13 protein-coding genes are annotated in these 13,790 nt (G+C 70.9%); 8 read left to right on the forward strand and 5 right to left on the reverse strand.

Annotated features, from left to right (window positions below; translation table 11 throughout):
• Nucleotides 1–206 precede the first annotated feature (206 nt).
• A complete protein-coding gene (locus ACGFR7_RS26520; RefSeq protein WP_393324024.1) occupies nucleotides 207–1,115 on the forward strand; it encodes a putative protein N(5)-glutamine methyltransferase in 909 nt (302 codons plus the stop codon).
• A gap of 11 nt (nucleotides 1,116–1,126) precedes the next feature.
• On the opposite strand, the gene ACGFR7_RS26525 is transcribed toward ACGFR7_RS26520, so the two are convergent.
• Nucleotides 1,127–2,080, reverse strand: a complete 954-nt coding sequence (locus tag ACGFR7_RS26525) for an NAD(P)-dependent alcohol dehydrogenase (RefSeq protein WP_393324027.1) — start codon at nucleotides 2,078–2,080, stop codon at nucleotides 1,127–1,129.
• A 292-nt stretch (nucleotides 2,081–2,372) separates the two neighbouring features.
• Between ACGFR7_RS26525 and ACGFR7_RS26530 the strand changes: the two genes are divergently transcribed.
• Nucleotides 2,373–3,068 (forward strand): TetR/AcrR family transcriptional regulator, encoded by a 696-nt coding sequence (locus ACGFR7_RS26530; RefSeq protein ID WP_393324029.1) that lies wholly within the window; start codon nucleotides 2,373–2,375, stop codon nucleotides 3,066–3,068.
• Here ACGFR7_RS26530 and ACGFR7_RS26535 read toward each other — a convergent pair.
• Nucleotides 3,065–4,285 (reverse strand): MFS transporter, encoded by a 1,221-nt coding sequence (locus ACGFR7_RS26535; protein WP_393324032.1) that lies wholly within the window; start codon nucleotides 4,283–4,285, stop codon nucleotides 3,065–3,067. The two genes, ACGFR7_RS26530 and ACGFR7_RS26535, sit on opposite strands and share 4 nt — an antisense overlap.
• A 68-nt stretch (nucleotides 4,286–4,353) precedes the next feature.
• Between ACGFR7_RS26535 and ACGFR7_RS26540 the strand changes: the two genes are divergently transcribed.
• Together ACGFR7_RS26540 and ACGFR7_RS26545 are read left to right on the forward strand one after the other, a co-directional pair.
• On the forward strand, nucleotides 4,354–5,400 hold the full coding sequence (locus tag ACGFR7_RS26540; RefSeq protein ID WP_393324035.1) for an ArsR/SmtB family transcription factor: 1,047 nt from the start codon (nucleotides 4,354–4,356) through the stop codon (nucleotides 5,398–5,400).
• Between the two features lie 86 nt (nucleotides 5,401–5,486).
• Nucleotides 5,487–6,440: a phosphotransferase family protein gene (locus ACGFR7_RS26545; RefSeq protein ID WP_393324038.1), complete on the forward strand. Its 954-nt coding sequence runs from the start codon at nucleotides 5,487–5,489 to the stop codon at nucleotides 6,438–6,440.
• A 172-nt stretch (nucleotides 6,441–6,612) separates the two neighbouring features.
• On the opposite strand, the gene ACGFR7_RS26550 is transcribed toward ACGFR7_RS26545, so the two are convergent.
• On the reverse strand, nucleotides 6,613–7,353 hold the full coding sequence (locus tag ACGFR7_RS26550; protein WP_393324040.1) for a VOC family protein: 741 nt from the start codon (nucleotides 7,351–7,353) through the stop codon (nucleotides 6,613–6,615).
• Nucleotides 7,354–7,517: 164 nt separating this feature from the next.
• On the opposite strand from ACGFR7_RS26550, the gene ACGFR7_RS26555 reads away from it, so the two are divergent.
• From ACGFR7_RS26555 to ACGFR7_RS26565, 3 genes are all read left to right on the forward strand, one after another.
• Nucleotides 7,518–7,964, forward strand: coding sequence for a helix-turn-helix domain-containing protein (locus ACGFR7_RS26555; RefSeq protein WP_393324043.1), 447 nt, complete (start codon nucleotides 7,518–7,520; stop codon nucleotides 7,962–7,964).
• A gap of 33 nt (nucleotides 7,965–7,997) precedes the next feature.
• On the forward strand, nucleotides 7,998–8,672 hold the full coding sequence (locus tag ACGFR7_RS26560; RefSeq protein WP_393324046.1) for a hypothetical protein: 675 nt from the start codon (nucleotides 7,998–8,000) through the stop codon (nucleotides 8,670–8,672).
• Between the two features lie 188 nt (nucleotides 8,673–8,860).
• Nucleotides 8,861–9,205, forward strand: coding sequence for a DUF2516 family protein (locus ACGFR7_RS26565; protein ID WP_393324049.1), 345 nt, complete (start codon nucleotides 8,861–8,863; stop codon nucleotides 9,203–9,205).
• Nucleotides 9,206–9,300: 95 nt separating this feature from the next.
• On the opposite strand, the gene ACGFR7_RS26570 is transcribed toward ACGFR7_RS26565, so the two are convergent.
• Together ACGFR7_RS26570 and ACGFR7_RS26575 are read right to left on the reverse strand one after the other, a co-directional pair.
• A complete protein-coding gene (locus tag ACGFR7_RS26570; protein ID WP_393324052.1) occupies nucleotides 9,301–10,740 on the reverse strand; it encodes a PP2C family protein-serine/threonine phosphatase in 1,440 nt (479 codons plus the stop codon).
• A 328-nt stretch (nucleotides 10,741–11,068) separates the two neighbouring features.
• Nucleotides 11,069–12,154: an NlpC/P60 family protein gene (locus ACGFR7_RS26575; RefSeq protein WP_393324055.1), complete on the reverse strand. Its 1,086-nt coding sequence runs from the start codon at nucleotides 12,152–12,154 to the stop codon at nucleotides 11,069–11,071.
• Between the two features lie 445 nt (nucleotides 12,155–12,599).
• Here ACGFR7_RS26575 and pstS point away from each other — a divergent pair, with 445 nt between their 5' ends.
• Nucleotides 12,600–13,712 (forward strand): phosphate ABC transporter substrate-binding protein PstS, encoded by a 1,113-nt coding sequence (gene pstS, locus ACGFR7_RS26580; protein ID WP_393324058.1) that lies wholly within the window; start codon nucleotides 12,600–12,602, stop codon nucleotides 13,710–13,712.
• Nucleotides 13,713–13,790: the final 78 nt, after the last annotated feature.

A 13,790-nucleotide genomic window follows, 5' to 3' on the forward strand; every position in this document is an offset into this window, starting at 1 on the left:
GCCCTGCCGCGGCCGCCCGCCTGTGCGCCGAGGCCAGGTCGGGTAATGTTGCGCCCTCAGTAGTGGACCGACTCAGGAGGTGAGACCGATTCCCCGCCAGACCAGGCAGGTGCTCCCGGCTCACGCGCCCCTGCGGTCCCCTCGGAGCAGGTGACCGTCCGACGCAGGTGACCCGGGAAGCGCCGTCGGCGCCCCGAAAGGCTCACATGTCGTCGTTTCAGATGTCGTCCCGTCCGTCACCTCTCTCCTCCTCCTGCACTCCCCCCTCCCCGGCCCCCCTTCCTGCGCCGCTCTCCCGTTCCGCCGTCGTCACCACGCTGCGCGCCGCCGGCTGTGTCTTCGCCGAGGACGAGGCGGAGCTGCTTCTGTCCACCGCCCGGACGGCGGACGAACTCGCCGCCATGGTGGAGCGGCGCACCTTCGGGCTGCCGCTGGAACACGTCGTCGGCTGGGCGGAGTTCCACGGGCGACGGATCATCGTCGATCCCGGGGTCTTCGTACCGCGCCGCCGCACCGAGTTCCTGGTGGACCAAGCCATCGGCCTCGGTCTGCGGACCGCCGAGCGCACCGGGCGGCCCACGGTCGTCGTCGATCTGTGCTGCGGATCGGGCGCGGTGGGCGCGGTACTGGCCGCGGCCCTTCACCGGGCCGAGCTGTACGCCGCCGATATCGAGCCCGCCGCGGTGCACTGCGCCCGCCGCAACATCACCGACGCCGGGGGCCGGGTCTACGAGGGTGACCTCTTCGATGCGCTCCCCGCCGGCCTCCGGGGCCGTATCGACATCCTGGTGGCCAACGTTCCCTACGTACCGACCGAGGAGGTCGGGCTGCTGCCGCCCGAGGCCCGCCAGTTCGAGCCGCTGGTGGCGCTCGACGGGGGCGCGGACGGGCTCGACGTCCTGCGGCGGGTGACCGCGGCGGCCCCGCAGTGGCTGGCGCCCGGGGGGCACCTGCTGGTCGAGACAAGCGAACACCAGGCACCTCGGGCCGTCGCGGCCTTCACCCGCAACGGGCTGCTCCCCCGGGTGGCCGATTCCGACGAGCTCTACGCCACGGTCGTCATAGGGACCCGGGAGCCCGCCGCCGGGGAGGGCCGGGCAGCCGGACCGCCGTAGCCTCCTGCCCCTTACCTCCCGGACACCGCTACCACCTGCTTGCCCACCACGCCGCCTCGCTCGAAGGCCTGATGCGCCGAGGCGATGTCCGCCAGCGGATACACGCTGTCGACGACGGGCCGCAGCGCGCCGGAGGTCACGTAACCGGCCAGGTCACGCAGCACAGCGGTCTCGGGGTTGGAGCTCAACGTGCGGATGCGGCGGGCGCCGTGCACGCTCGACGCGGCGATGGCCGCCATGGAGGATGCCGACAGTGCGATGGTGGCCATCCTGCCGTGGCGGGTCAGCCGGCTCCGGTAGGAGTTCAGTTCCGAGCCGACGGTGTCCAAGATGACGTCGAACGGTCCGATCCGGTCCGGCGTGGTGGTGCCGTAGTCGAAGACCTCGTCGGCTCCCAGCTCTCGCAGCGCCCCGGCGTGGCGGCCGCGGGACAGCGCGGTGACGTGCCCACCCATCGCCTGGGCGAGTTGCACGGCGGCCGTACCGACTCCGCCGGCGGCGCCACGCACCAGGAGGCGTTCACCGCTCGTGAGGTGCAGGGTGTCCCGCAGTGCGGCCAACGCGGTCGTTCCCGCCACGACCAGGGAGGCCGCCTCCACCGGCGAGAGGTCTGCCGGTGCGGGACCGATGCGGCCTGCTGCGACCACGACGTATTCGGCAGCTCCACCGAGGGCGTTCCGCTTGAGCGGGGGCACCGTGCCCCACACCCGGTCCCCCGCCTTGTACTGAGGGACGTCGGCACCGGTTGCGGCGACGACACCGGCGAAGTCCAGTCCCACACCGATCGGGAACCGGCGTCCGGACACGATCCGCAGCCCCCCGGCGCGCACGATCGTGTCGAGTCCGTTCACGCTTGACGCCTCGACCGATACCAGGACCTCGCCCGCACCGGGGGCGGGACGGTCAACGTCGTTGACCTTGAGGACATCCGGGGCGCCGTAGCCGGTGATCTGAGCGGCCTTCATTTCATTTCCTATCGGTAGGTAGTTGCTGGTCAGGGCGGTGGAAGTGGTGGCGGCGGCGAGCTTCGACGGCGGGGGCGCAGGCCCGGGCGGCCTCGGCCGGCGAGAGAGCAGGGAACGGCAGCGGCAGCGGGCAGCGACATCGGGAAGCGACATCGGGAAGCGGCACACACCATCAATCATCCATCGCGTGTGATTTCTTTGTATCACACGCGATGGATGATTGATGGCTTACGGAGAGGCCTTTGTGGCTTGAATCACACGGTTCGTATGATTCGTGGGTAGGATGGGTCGCATGCAGCAGCCCCTCCACCGCCGCCGGCCGACCCCGGGCAACCCGCGCGTCCAGCGCACCCGCAACCGCGTACTGACCGTCGCTCGTGAACTGCTGCCCCAGGTCGGTCCGACCGGGCTGACGTACGCACTGCTGGCCGAGCGCGCCGACGTCACCCGCCAGACCCTCTACCGCCACTGGCCCAACCGGGCCGCGCTGCTCTTCGACCTGATCCTGGAAGGCCCCGACCTCGGCAACTACCCCGAGCGGGGCAGCGACGTACGCACCGTTGCCGTCGACTGGCTGAAGAGCCTGCGCGACGGCATCAGCGAACCGGCCATCCGCACCGCGGTACTGGCCATCACCGCCCAAGCCGACCACGACCCCGACAGCGCCCAGGCCCTGGTGCGCATCGGCCAGGACCGCCGTGCGGCCCTGAACGCACTCCTGGAGCCCTCAGGCATCCAGATCGACGACACCGAGCACACCCTGCTCTACGGGCCGGTGCTCGCCAGGCTCTTCCTCGACCGCGGCCAGGTGACCGACGAGTTCATCGACACCGTCGTCACCCAATGGCTCAGCACGCTCGAAAGACTGCGCGGCCGGAAACTCGACAGGGACCAGGGCCGGGGTCAGGGCCAGGACCGGGACCAGGGTCAGAGCCAGGGCCAAGACCAGGACCGGTCTGCAAAATCCCCCGGGGGCTTCTCCCCCTAATCCATGGCGGCGGGTTTCGGCACGGCATCCGGACGCGTACCGGGGACAGCCGGCCGCCGGTCCTCAGGCCGGTCCAGCACCGCCAGAGCCAGGGTCACGGTGACCGATCCTGCCGCCAGCAGCGTCATCGCCGTGGCCGGGGAGGTCAGTTGGGCCAGCGTGCCCGCCAGGGCCGCGCCGACGCCCTGCAGGGTGGACATACCGACGAAGTGCAGGCCGAGGGCTTGGCCCGCGAGATCGTCCGAAGTGAGGGACATCAGGCGTTCCTGCAGGACCAGGCTCGCGGCGAAGCCGACGGCGGCGACGGCGGCGGCCACGGCCGACAGCGCCACTCCCGGCCGTAGGACGAAGAACAGGTACGGCGCCGCCAGCAGCAGGCGCAGCGGGACCGCGAGGCGGGGCCGCCACGTGGGCGGCACCAGGCGGCCCACCGTCACATCCCCCACGAACATGCCCAGCGCCCCGCACGCGAACAGCGTCCCGGCCGCCCCGGGGGCGTAGGAGACGAAGAGCGAATCGCAGCCGACCACCAGGCCGTTGGGGATCCACAGGCCCAGGTACGTCAGGCGACGGGGGCGCGAGGACCACAGGAGGGCGTTGGTGCGCCAGGTCGCCGCGACGGACGGGCGGCCGGCGGAGCGCGGCGGGCGGGCCGTGAGGCCCAGGCGGGTGCCGAGGGCCGCCAGCACATACAGCGCCGCCGCCAGCAGCAGGCAGGCCCTCGGGGTCAGGAGCACCAGCAGCGCCCCGCCCGTCGCGAAACCGGCCACCTGCATCATGCCCCAGAGCATGTTGAACACGGAACGGCCCAGGACATAGCCGTCCTTCGGCAAGATGTCGTTCAGCAGCCCCGCGCGCACGCCCCCGCCCAGGGACGCGATCAGGCCCTGCGCCAGTACGACGGCGAGGACCGCCCCGACCGCCAGGCCGGGCAGTGCGAGCACCGCCGTACCGGCCGCGAAGGCGAGGGCGAGGCCGGTGAGGGCCGCACGCGGGGGCAGGCGGTCGGCGCCCGAGAGCAGGAACGTGGCTCCCAGCAACTGCGCCAGTTGCGGGCCGAACATGCTCACCGCCGACAGGAGCGGGGAGCCGGTGGCCCGGAAGACCAGCGTGCCCAGGGCCAGGCTGCCGATCGTCTGGGCCGCGGCATGGGCGGCGAAGGAGAGCAGGAACGGGGTGAACTCCGGGGTGCGGAACAGAGTGCGGTAGCTGCGCATGCGTCGGAGTCTCGGAGCGGCCCGGGGGCGGTGTTTACTGTTTCGCCGACACGCGAAAGGTCGTACGCATGGGCTTATGGCAAATCGACACCGACACCCTCGCCCGCAGCCGGTTCGTGCTCTCGCCGTTCGCCGAGACGTTCGCGAGCCTGAAACTGCTGTACGCGGGGACCGGCGCCCACCCGGGCGAGGAGGCCTGGCTGCGCGCGCATCTCCCCGGCCACCGCGCCCGCCTCGCGGCCGACCCGGTGACCGCGCTGCTGGTGCGGGCGGCCGTCGGCACGTCCTGGATCGCCGACTTCATCTGCCCCACCTCGTGCGCCGGGGAGAGTTTCGAGGAGAGCGTGGCCCGGGTGCGGTCGGCCGGGGCCTCGGAGGCGCGCGCCGACCTCCGGGTGTCCCTCGGGGGCCCGCTCCCTTCCGCCCTGGAGCGGGACGACCTGCCCGAACGGGCGACCGCGCTCCTGACGTACGTCTGGGAAGAGACCGTACGGCCGTACTGGGAGCGTCGGCGGCGCGTCCTGGAGGCCGACATGGTCGCGCGGACCACGCGGGTGAGCCGGGGCGGCTGGGCGGCCGTGCTGGACGAGCTGCGGCCGGGTACGCGGTGGCTCGGGGAGAGCCGGTTCCAGGTCAACCTGAACGCATATCCGCCGCGGGAGATCGCCGCCGGGGCCGAGCTGCTGTTCATGCCGGTGACGCCGAGGGCCGGGTGGGTGTCGTGGGAGGGACGGGAGCGGTACGCCGTCGTCTACCCATGCCTCGGGGTGCTCGCCGAGGATCACGACCGGCGGCCCGTCCCGGCCGGCCTCGGGGCGCTCCTCGGAACCGCCCGGGCCCGGTTGCTGGTACTGCTCGGGACTCCCCTGAGTACGACCCAGCTGGTCGCCGTGACCGGGCAGGGGCTGGGGTCGGTGGGGCGGCATCTGCGGGTGCTGCTGGACGCGGGGCTGGTGGGGCGGCGGCGGGCCGGGCGGTCGGTGCTGTACGTGCGGACGGCGGCCGGGGAAGTGCTCGTGGAGGCGTCGGGGGCCAGTACCGGGGATCCACTGGCCGGCCCGGGCGGCGAAACGGCGCATGCCGATAGCCCGACGAGGGCAAGCGTCCGGTGGTGACCGCGACTCTCAGCCGGCGGATCCGCGTGCAGACGTTCACCGCGTGTGCGGGTGATGCGCCGCCGTCCGGATGATGAGGTGGCACGGTGACCAACCACGATGAGGCGGCGGCTGTCCGACCGTTGGCACTGGCTTGGGTGAGCCGGCACCTGGAGGTCGGCGAACGGATCGTCAGGACCGAGGCGATGCACGGCGGCATCACTGCCGAAATGCGGAGGCTGACCATCGGCACGCGGGAAGGAGGCACCCGTGACCTGGTGCTGCGGACCTTCGTCAACGTGGAGCACGCCGAGGACTGGCTGCACAGGGAGGCCGGCGCCCTGACCCTGCTCACGGGAACCGGCGTGCCGGCTCCCGGACTGGTCGCGGTGGATCCGACCGCCGCGCATTGCGAGTATCCGTCGCTCCTGATGACGCATCTGGCGGGCCGGACGGTCCTCGGCGATGAGGGATGTGCGACGCGCGTTCCTGTGCTGGCCCGTCAACTCGTGGCGATCCACGCGGTGCGGCCCGCCGTGCGGCCCCGGGAGTATGTGGCGTGGACGACCGCCGACACCGTCGTGGTCCCGCAGGGCGCCGACGCGGTGGCATGGGCCGCGGCGATCGACGTGATCCGCAAGCCCGCTCCGCCCTATGAAGGGCGTTTTCTGCACCGGGACTTCCACCCCGGCAACGTGCTGTTCGACGCGCCGCCCGCCAGGCCGGAAGGCGCCCGGATCACCGGCGTCGTCGACTGGGCGGGTGCCTCCTGGGGCCCGGCGGATCTCGATGTGGCGCACTGCTCCACCAATCTCGCGCTGCTGCACGGCCCGGCGTGGGGTCTGCGGTTCGCCGAGGCCTATGAGGAGGCCGGCGGGGTGCTGGCCGCGGCCGCGAGCGAGCGGCTGTACTGGCAGGTGCGGGACGGGCTGGCACTCTCGGAAGAAGTGCGGTTGGTGGCGCGGTCATGGCGGGAGGCAGGGAGGACAGAGCTGACGACGCGAGCCGTGGAAGAGCGGCTGGATGCCTATGTCACCGCCGTGATGGACGCACTGGCCTGATGTCACCGCTCTGCTGGACGCACCGGCCCGGGTCCGCCAACCAGCGTGCTCGTCCCGTGACTGAGCTGAGCGGTATGGTCGGCGAGCACGCCGAACGCGCCCCGACGCAGCAGCCCTCTCGGCGCCCCGGATCGACCTGGATACCGACCACCCACGGGGTCAAGGCTCCGTGTTAGGACCGGGCGAGGACGCAGAACTCGTGACCCTCAGGGTCGGTAAGACACGTCCACGGGACGTCGCCCTGGCCGACGTCGAGGTCGGCGGCGCCGAGGGCCCGAAGCCGGGCGACCTCCGCTGCTTTGTCGTCACCAAGGTCCGGCACCAGGTCAAGATGGACGCGGTCCGGCACAGTCTTCACGTCGGGCGAGCGGAGGAACTCAAGATACGGGCCGACCTCCTTGGCCGAGCGCCACACCGCATGGTCGTCCGTCACCTCGTGCAGGGTCCAGTCCATCGCCTCGTCCCAGAACCGAGCCATGGCTCGCGGATCCGCGCAGTCGACCACCACCCGGGCGATCGGCCCGGTGTCCCGGTACATCTCCCGAGGCTCCAACACACAGAACTCGTTGCCCTCCGGGTCAGCGAGGACCGTCCACGGCACGTCACCCTGGCCCACGTGGGCGGGCGTCGCACCGAGAGCTTTGAGACGCGCGACCAACTCCGTCTGATGGGCCGCAGAGGTGGTGGCGAGATCGACGTGCACACGATTCTTTGTCGCCGCCTTGGGTTCCGGGACGGCAATGACGTCGATGCACACGCCGACCGGGTCCAGCCAGTCGAAGCCGACGGGTTTGGCGGCGGTCGCGCCCGATCCCTCGCCGCTAACGCTCCAGCCAAGCGCCTCCGCCCAGAACCGGCCAACAGCCGAGTCATCAAGAGCCTTCATGTTCACCAGGACAGGTCGCAGCGTCATGCCGGCGATCCTATGCACCCGCTCTGCAAGTCAGAGGTGACGTGACAACAAGCGCTGGAATGTGACAGCTAACGCTGGAAGTCACAGCCCCCTCGGCACCCACCCGGACCACTCCTGCTAGCACCGTGCTTGCAATAGTTAGCACTTCCGTGCACCATCGAGGTATGGCATCGCTCAACGTCGGCAATCTCGGCGAGTTCCTGCGGGAGCAGCGGCGCACGGCGCAGCTGAGTCTGCGGCAGCTCGCGGATGCCGCCGGGGTGTCCAACCCGTACCTCAGCCAGATCGAGCGCGGCCTGCGCAAGCCGAGCGCGGAGATTCTGCAGCAGCTCGCCAAGGCGCTGCGGATATCCGCCGAGACGCTGTACGTCCAGGCCGGGATTCTGGACGAACGGCAGGGTCTGGACGGGGTCGAGGTACAGACCGCGATACTCACCGACCCGGCGCTGAACGAGAGACAGAAGCAGGTCCTGCTGCAGATCTACGAGTCCTTCCGCAAGGAGAACGGGCTCGGGAGCGGCGGCAAGGACACCGCTACGAGCAGACCTGAGGACGGGCGCGACACGGACTCCCTTGAGACAGAGGCCGACGGCGGCCCGCACGCCACCTGAGCAACCGATTTCGTTTCCAGGAGGAATAACGTCATGGCCATCAACACCGATGACCTCCGCAAGGCCCTGACCGACGCGACCCCGCTGTACGCCCTGGCCGGCACCGTCGACCTGGCTGCCGAGAAGCTCGGCGAGGTGCCGCAGTTCGTCGAGAAGATCCGGACCGAGGCGCCCAAGCGCTTCGAGTCCGTCCGCAGCACCGACCCCAAGGACGTCCAGGCCCTGGTCACCAAGCAGGCCAAGGACGCCAAGGAGAAGCTGACCGAGCTGCTGGGCTCGCTGGACGGCGACATCAAGAAGGTCCGTGACCAGGCGCAGGAGCTGGCACTGCAGGGCGTGGGCCGCGCGGCCGAGGCCGTCGTGAAGACCCGTGAGGGTTACGAGGAGCTGGCCGAGCGCGGTCGCGGCGCGGTGGCGACCTGGCGCGGCGAGGCCGCCGACCAGGTCGAGGACCTTGCGGTGGCGATCGAGCCGGAGCCGGCGCCGAAGCAGGCGGGCAAGAGCGGGGCGAAGCCCCAGACCGCCACGGCGACGAAGAACCAGACCACGAACGGCGCCAAGGCGGAGACCAAGGCCACCCCCTCGGCACAGCCCAAGCCGGCCGCGACGAAGAAGCCCGTCGCGCAGCGCAAGCCGACCCCCGCGCCGCCGCAGGGCAAGCCGGCGCCGGCGCCGGCGAAGAAGGGCACCCCGCCGTCCGCCAAGTGAGGACACCGGGCGCACACGACGAGGGCGAAGTGAGCTCGCTCACCTTTCGCTGAAGGCCCCGTTTCGCGGGCCGGGCCGGGCACACTTCGGGTGCCCGGCCCGTTGTCCGAGTACGGTGGGGCCGCACGGGCGGCAGTCGGGCCGCCGCAGACCGAGACGACACGACTGACGAACGGGCGGTGCAAGGCGTGCTGATTTACGGGTTCCAGAGCGTTCTGAGCTGGGTGCAGCTCGCCCTGGGCATCTATGCCGCCGTGATGCTGATCGATGCGGCCGTGCGCCGTGACGACGCCTATCGCGCCGCGAGCAAGCAGACCAAGGGCATGTGGCTGATCTTTCTCGCCCTGGCCACGGCGCTGCTGTTCATTCTGCCGATCATGTCGTTCCTGCCGGTCATCGGCGTGATCGCGGTGATCGTCTACACCGTCGACGTACGTCCGGCGCTCCGGGAGGTCTCCGGCGGCGGCCGCGGGCCCCGGCGCGGGGGCTCCAGCTCGGACGGGCCGTACGGGCCGTACAACGGCGGACGCTGAGAAAGCCCCCACCCAGGCCCCCACCCAGGCCTCCGGCCCCCGGGCTACGGCCTACGCCGGTTTAGCCGGCCCCCGCCCGGCCCCCGGGCTACGCCCTACCGCCGGTCCAGCAGCAGGACGGCCACGTCGTCCGTCAGCTCGCCGCCGTTCAGATCGCGTACCTCTCTGACCGAGGCTTCCAGCAGTTCCTCGCCCGTGAGGCCGGCGGCCATCTGCCGGCTCACCAGCTCGGTCATGCCCTCCTGGCCGAGGCGCTGGTTCCCCTGGCCGATCCGGCCCTCGATCAGGCCGTCGGTGTACATCATCAGGCTCCACGAGCCGCCCAGCTCCACCTGCCGGCGCGGCCAGCGGGCGTGCGGCAGCAGGCCGAGCGCCGGGCCGCCGAATTCGTACGGCAGCAGCTGCGGAGGCTGGCCGGCCTGGGCCAGCAGCGGCGCGGGGTGGCCGGCCAGGCACAGACCGGCGCGGCGGCCGTCCGCGGAGATGTCGACGGTGCACAGCGTCGCGAAGATCTCGTCGTCCGCCCGCTCGTGCTCCAGGACCTTCTGGAGCGTGGCGAGCAGTTCGTCGCCGGAGAGCCCGGCAAAGGTCAGCGCGCGCCAGGCGATGCGCAGCTCGACGCCGAGGGCGGCCTCGTCGGGGCCGTGGCCGCAGACGTCGCCGATCATCGCGTGGACGGTGCCGTCCGGGGTGCGGACGGTGTCGTAGAAGTCGCCACCGAGCAGCGCACGGCTGCGGCCGGGGCGGTAGCAGGCGGCGAACCGCAGATCGGAGCCGTCGAGCAGGGGCGTGGGCAGCAGGCCGCGCTCCAGCCGGGCATTCTCCTGGGCGAGCATCCGCGACTCGGTGAGCTGGCGCTGCGCGAGGTCGGCGCGTTTGCGCTCGACGGCGTAGCGGACCGCGCGGCTGAGCACCGCGCCGTCCAGCTCGTCGCGGAAGAGGTAGTCCTGGGCGCCGACGCGTACGGCATCGGCGGCGCGCTCGGCGTCCGTCTCGTAGGTGAGGACGAGGACGGCGTGCGAGGTGGCCATCCGCAGCACCTCGCGCAGCATGCCCAGCTCGTCGTCGGGGGTGCCGCCGTGGCCCGGGTCGCGGTCCGTGCGGTCGCCGGACGCCCGCGGGGGAAGGTCGAGCAGGATGCAGTGCACATCGTCGGTGAGCAGCCGCCCGGCCTCGGTGAGGTTGCGGGCGGTGCGCAGACGTACCTTGCGGCCCGCCCAGTCCCACATATCGGGGACATGGCTGTTGGGGTCCTCGCCGATGAGGAGCAGGGTCAGACCCTGGTGGGCGGGCGCGTGGTCGGCCGGAACTCGCGGTGCGGCCGGCTGCGGCTGCTCGGACTTCTGGAAGCCGTGGGATGCCACAGGGGCCGACGGCCGGCCCACGGCGGTCGCCGGGGCGCTCGCGCCCTGGGCCGTCGTGTCTCCCGCGCCCGGCGCGTCGGCGACCCGCGCGGTATCCGCGCAGGCGCCGTCCACCGGTCCTGCCTGGTGCGGCAGCACGACCGCCCGCTGGTGCGGTACGGGTACGGGCATTGGTCTGCTTCCTTCCCTCCCCCCGAGGGGTGCGGCGGAGCGCCGACCGGCGCACCACCGTGCCCGGCTTCCCGCCGCTCGTCGGTCAATGGAGCGGGGGCACACCGGGCACTGCCAGGCGACCATAGCGCCAGTACGGAGCGGGATGGAATGCCCGGCGGCAATCGGCCGTCGTCATATGCCGCACCCGATAAGCCATTTGACCTGGGGAGGGCGGAATGCGGAATGACGAACATCACCCCGCTCGGATGCTTTCCGCTACGCGACGACAACTCTCGGACAGGAAACAATCCGGTCATTTATCGCGTGTGTGATCCGCGCCATCGTGTCAGCCGTCACCATCGGGGCGGACGACACCGAGGATCGGCATCGAGCCGGCGCCGGTGATCGTGACCTGCCGGCCGGGCCGCGGCGCATGCACAATCGCGCCGTCACCGAGGTACATCCCGACATGGCTGGCATCGGAGAAATAAATGATCAGATCGCCCGGCCGCATGTCCTTGAGCGCGACCCGGGGCAGTTGGCGCCACTGCTCCTGCGAGGTCCGCGGAATGGTACGGCCACCGGCCTGCCACGCCCGCAGGGTCAGCCCGGAGCAGTCGAAGGTGTCCGGCCCTTCCGCACCCCACACATAGTCCTTGCCGATCTGTGCGGTGGCGTACGAAATCGCCTTCTTGCCGAGAGCCGAAGCTTTGTTGCTGATGTCCTTCAGTACGCCCGAGTCCAGCCACTTCTGCTGTTGCTTGAAGGCCAGCTCGTCCTCCAGCTTCTTCAGCCGGTCCTTTTCCTTGGCGGCCAGCCGGGATTCCAGCTTCTTTGCCTCGTCGATCTTTTTCTTGATGTCCCGCTGGGCGCTTTCCTTCTTCTTGCGGTTCGCCTCCAGCTTCTCCCAGCGGCCCGTGGCCGAGTCGGAATAGTCCTCCAAGTCGCCTTCCAGGTGCGACAGTTGGCTGATCATTCGCTTGGCCGCCAGCTGCCCCTTGCGCGCCAGGGTGGCATTGTCGAGGAAGCCCCCGGGGTCGACGTTGAGCATCAGCTTCGCCTCGGCGGGCATCCCGCCGCCGCGGTACTGGGCGCTGGCCAGCGCGCCCGCCCGCCGCTTGAGGGTGGCCAGCCGGCGCTGGGTGCTGTCGATGCTGCGCGCCAGCTTGACGATCTCCTTCTGCTGGAGCTCGACCTGTTCCTTGGCGGCGTTATAGGCGTCGGTGGCCTGCTCGGCCTTGCGGTAGAGGGCGTCGATCTTCTTGCGCACCTCGTCGAGGCGGCGGGCGTCGCCGTCCGCGGCCGCGGCCGGTCCCGCGCCGGCGGCCCGCCCCGCGTCCGCGGACGGGTTCTTCGGGTCATCCGCGTAGGCGGCCGTCGCCGTACCGCCGAGCAGCCCCATCGCGCACAGGACGACGGCGGTGCACGCCACGAGCCGGCTGCCCCGTGCACCCCACGCCCCCCGCGCACCCCAAGATCCCCGCCCGGCCCACCCACCCCGTACGTCCCGAACGCCCTGCCGTGCCCCCTGGCTCCCCACCAGCCACCTCCGGTCGTTCCGCACCGATTCGCGTGTTCCTACAGGCGCGGATGCTGCCATACCGGCCGGTAATTCAACAGGGCGACGGGCCGTTTCGCACGCACCGGCGAACAGTTCTCCCCCCGCACCCATCCGATGGCCGAGGTTCACCGTGCGTTCACTCCCCTCCATCGGCCGCTTCACCTGATCTGCCTAATTTCAGCCGTACCGAGTGCGCGTCTCGCCTGATGTGCAAGCGCGACACGGCCACCTGGCATCGCAGACCGCGACAGCCCTCAGATCACTCTTCGCCTCGCACGCCGACGAAGCGGCGCGCCCCAGGAAGGAACTTTCGACAGTGAAGCTTCAGCGCAAGAACCGGGTTCGCGCCCTCGCCGTTGGCGCTCTCGCCGTCTCGGGTGCCCTGGCCCTGACGGCGTGCGGCTCCGATGACACCTCCGGCGCCGGCGGCGGCGCCGCCAAGCCGTCGAACATCAAGTGCGAGGGCAAGGGCAAGCTGCTCGCGTCCGGCTCCTCCGCGCAGAAGAACGCCATGGACGTCTGGGTGCAGGCCTACTCGGGCGCCTGCAAGGGCACCGAGATCAACTACCAGCCGACGGGCTCCGGCGCCGGCGTCACCACCTTCCTGCAGGGCCAGACCGCCTTCGCGGGCTCCGACTCCCCCCTCAAGCCCGACGAGGTCGAGAAGTCGAAGCAGGTCTGCAAGGGCGGCCAGGCCATCGACCTGCCGATGGTCGGCGGCCCGATCGCGGTCGGTTACAACGTCCCCGGCGCCGACAACCTGGTGCTGGACGCCCCGACCCTGTCGAAGATCTTCAACTCGGAGATCAAGAAGTGGAACGACCCCGCGATCAAGAAGCTGAACCCGGGCGCGAAGCTCCCGGACCTCAAGATCCAGCCGTTCCACCGCTCCGACGACTCGGGCACCACCGACAACTTCACCAAGTACCTCAAGGCCGCCGGTGGCTGGAAGCACGAGCCGGCGAAGAAGTGGGAGGGCGAGGGCGGCCAGGCGGCCTCCGGCTCGGCCGGCGTCTCCTCGCAGGTCAAGCAGACCCCCGGCGCGATCTCGTACTTCGAGCTGTCGTACGCCACGGCCGGCAAGATCCCGACGGTCAAGCTGAACACCGGCGCCAAGACCCCGGTCGACGCCACCGTCGACAACGCCTCCAAGGCGATCTCCGAGGCCAAGCAGGCCGGCAAGGGCAACGACCTGGCCCTGAAGCTCAACTACACCACCAAGGCGGAGGGCGCCTACCCGATCACCCTGGTGACCAACGAGATCGCCTGCGACAAGGGCAACAAGCCCGAGACGCTGGCCGCCACCAAGTCCTTCCTGACCTACATCGCCGGCAAGGACGGCCAGAGCGCGCTCAAGCAGCTCGGCTACGCCCCGCTGCCCCCCGAGATCGCCGACAAGGTCCGCAAGACCGTCACCACGCTCTCCTGACCCACCGGGCGGCGGCCCGTAGACCGCCAGGCCAAAGGGGCCCCTTCACCAGGGCCCCTTTCGGGCCGCCGCCCGTCC

The organism is Streptomyces sp. NPDC048516 (genome assembly GCF_043199875.1).
GTDB lineage: Bacteria > Actinomycetota > Actinomycetes > Streptomycetales > Streptomycetaceae > Streptomyces.

What these genes read in the sequence shown, in the direction of transcription:
- ACGFR7_RS26520 (WP_393324024.1), top strand. Translation starts at nt 207, where the DNA reads ATGTCGTCGTTTCAGATGTCGTCCCGTCCGTCACCTCTCTCCTCCTCC.
- ACGFR7_RS26525 (WP_393324027.1), bottom strand. Translation starts at nt 2,080, where the DNA reads ATGAAGGCCGCTCAGATCACCGGCTACGGCGCCCCGGATGTCCTCAAG.
- ACGFR7_RS26530 (WP_393324029.1), top strand. Translation starts at nt 2,373, where the DNA reads ATGCAGCAGCCCCTCCACCGCCGCCGGCCGACCCCGGGCAACCCGCGC.
- ACGFR7_RS26535 (WP_393324032.1), bottom strand. Translation starts at nt 4,285, where the DNA reads ATGCGCAGCTACCGCACTCTGTTCCGCACCCCGGAGTTCACCCCGTTC.
- ACGFR7_RS26540 (WP_393324035.1), top strand. Translation starts at nt 4,354, where the DNA reads ATGGGCTTATGGCAAATCGACACCGACACCCTCGCCCGCAGCCGGTTC.
- ACGFR7_RS26550 (WP_393324040.1), bottom strand. Translation starts at nt 7,353, where the DNA reads ATGACGCTGCGACCTGTCCTGGTGAACATGAAGGCTCTTGATGACTCG.
- ACGFR7_RS26555 (WP_393324043.1), top strand. Translation starts at nt 7,518, where the DNA reads ATGGCATCGCTCAACGTCGGCAATCTCGGCGAGTTCCTGCGGGAGCAG.
- ACGFR7_RS26560 (WP_393324046.1), top strand. Translation starts at nt 7,998, where the DNA reads ATGGCCATCAACACCGATGACCTCCGCAAGGCCCTGACCGACGCGACC.
- ACGFR7_RS26570 (WP_393324052.1), bottom strand. Translation starts at nt 10,740, where the DNA reads ATGCCCGTACCCGTACCGCACCAGCGGGCGGTCGTGCTGCCGCACCAG.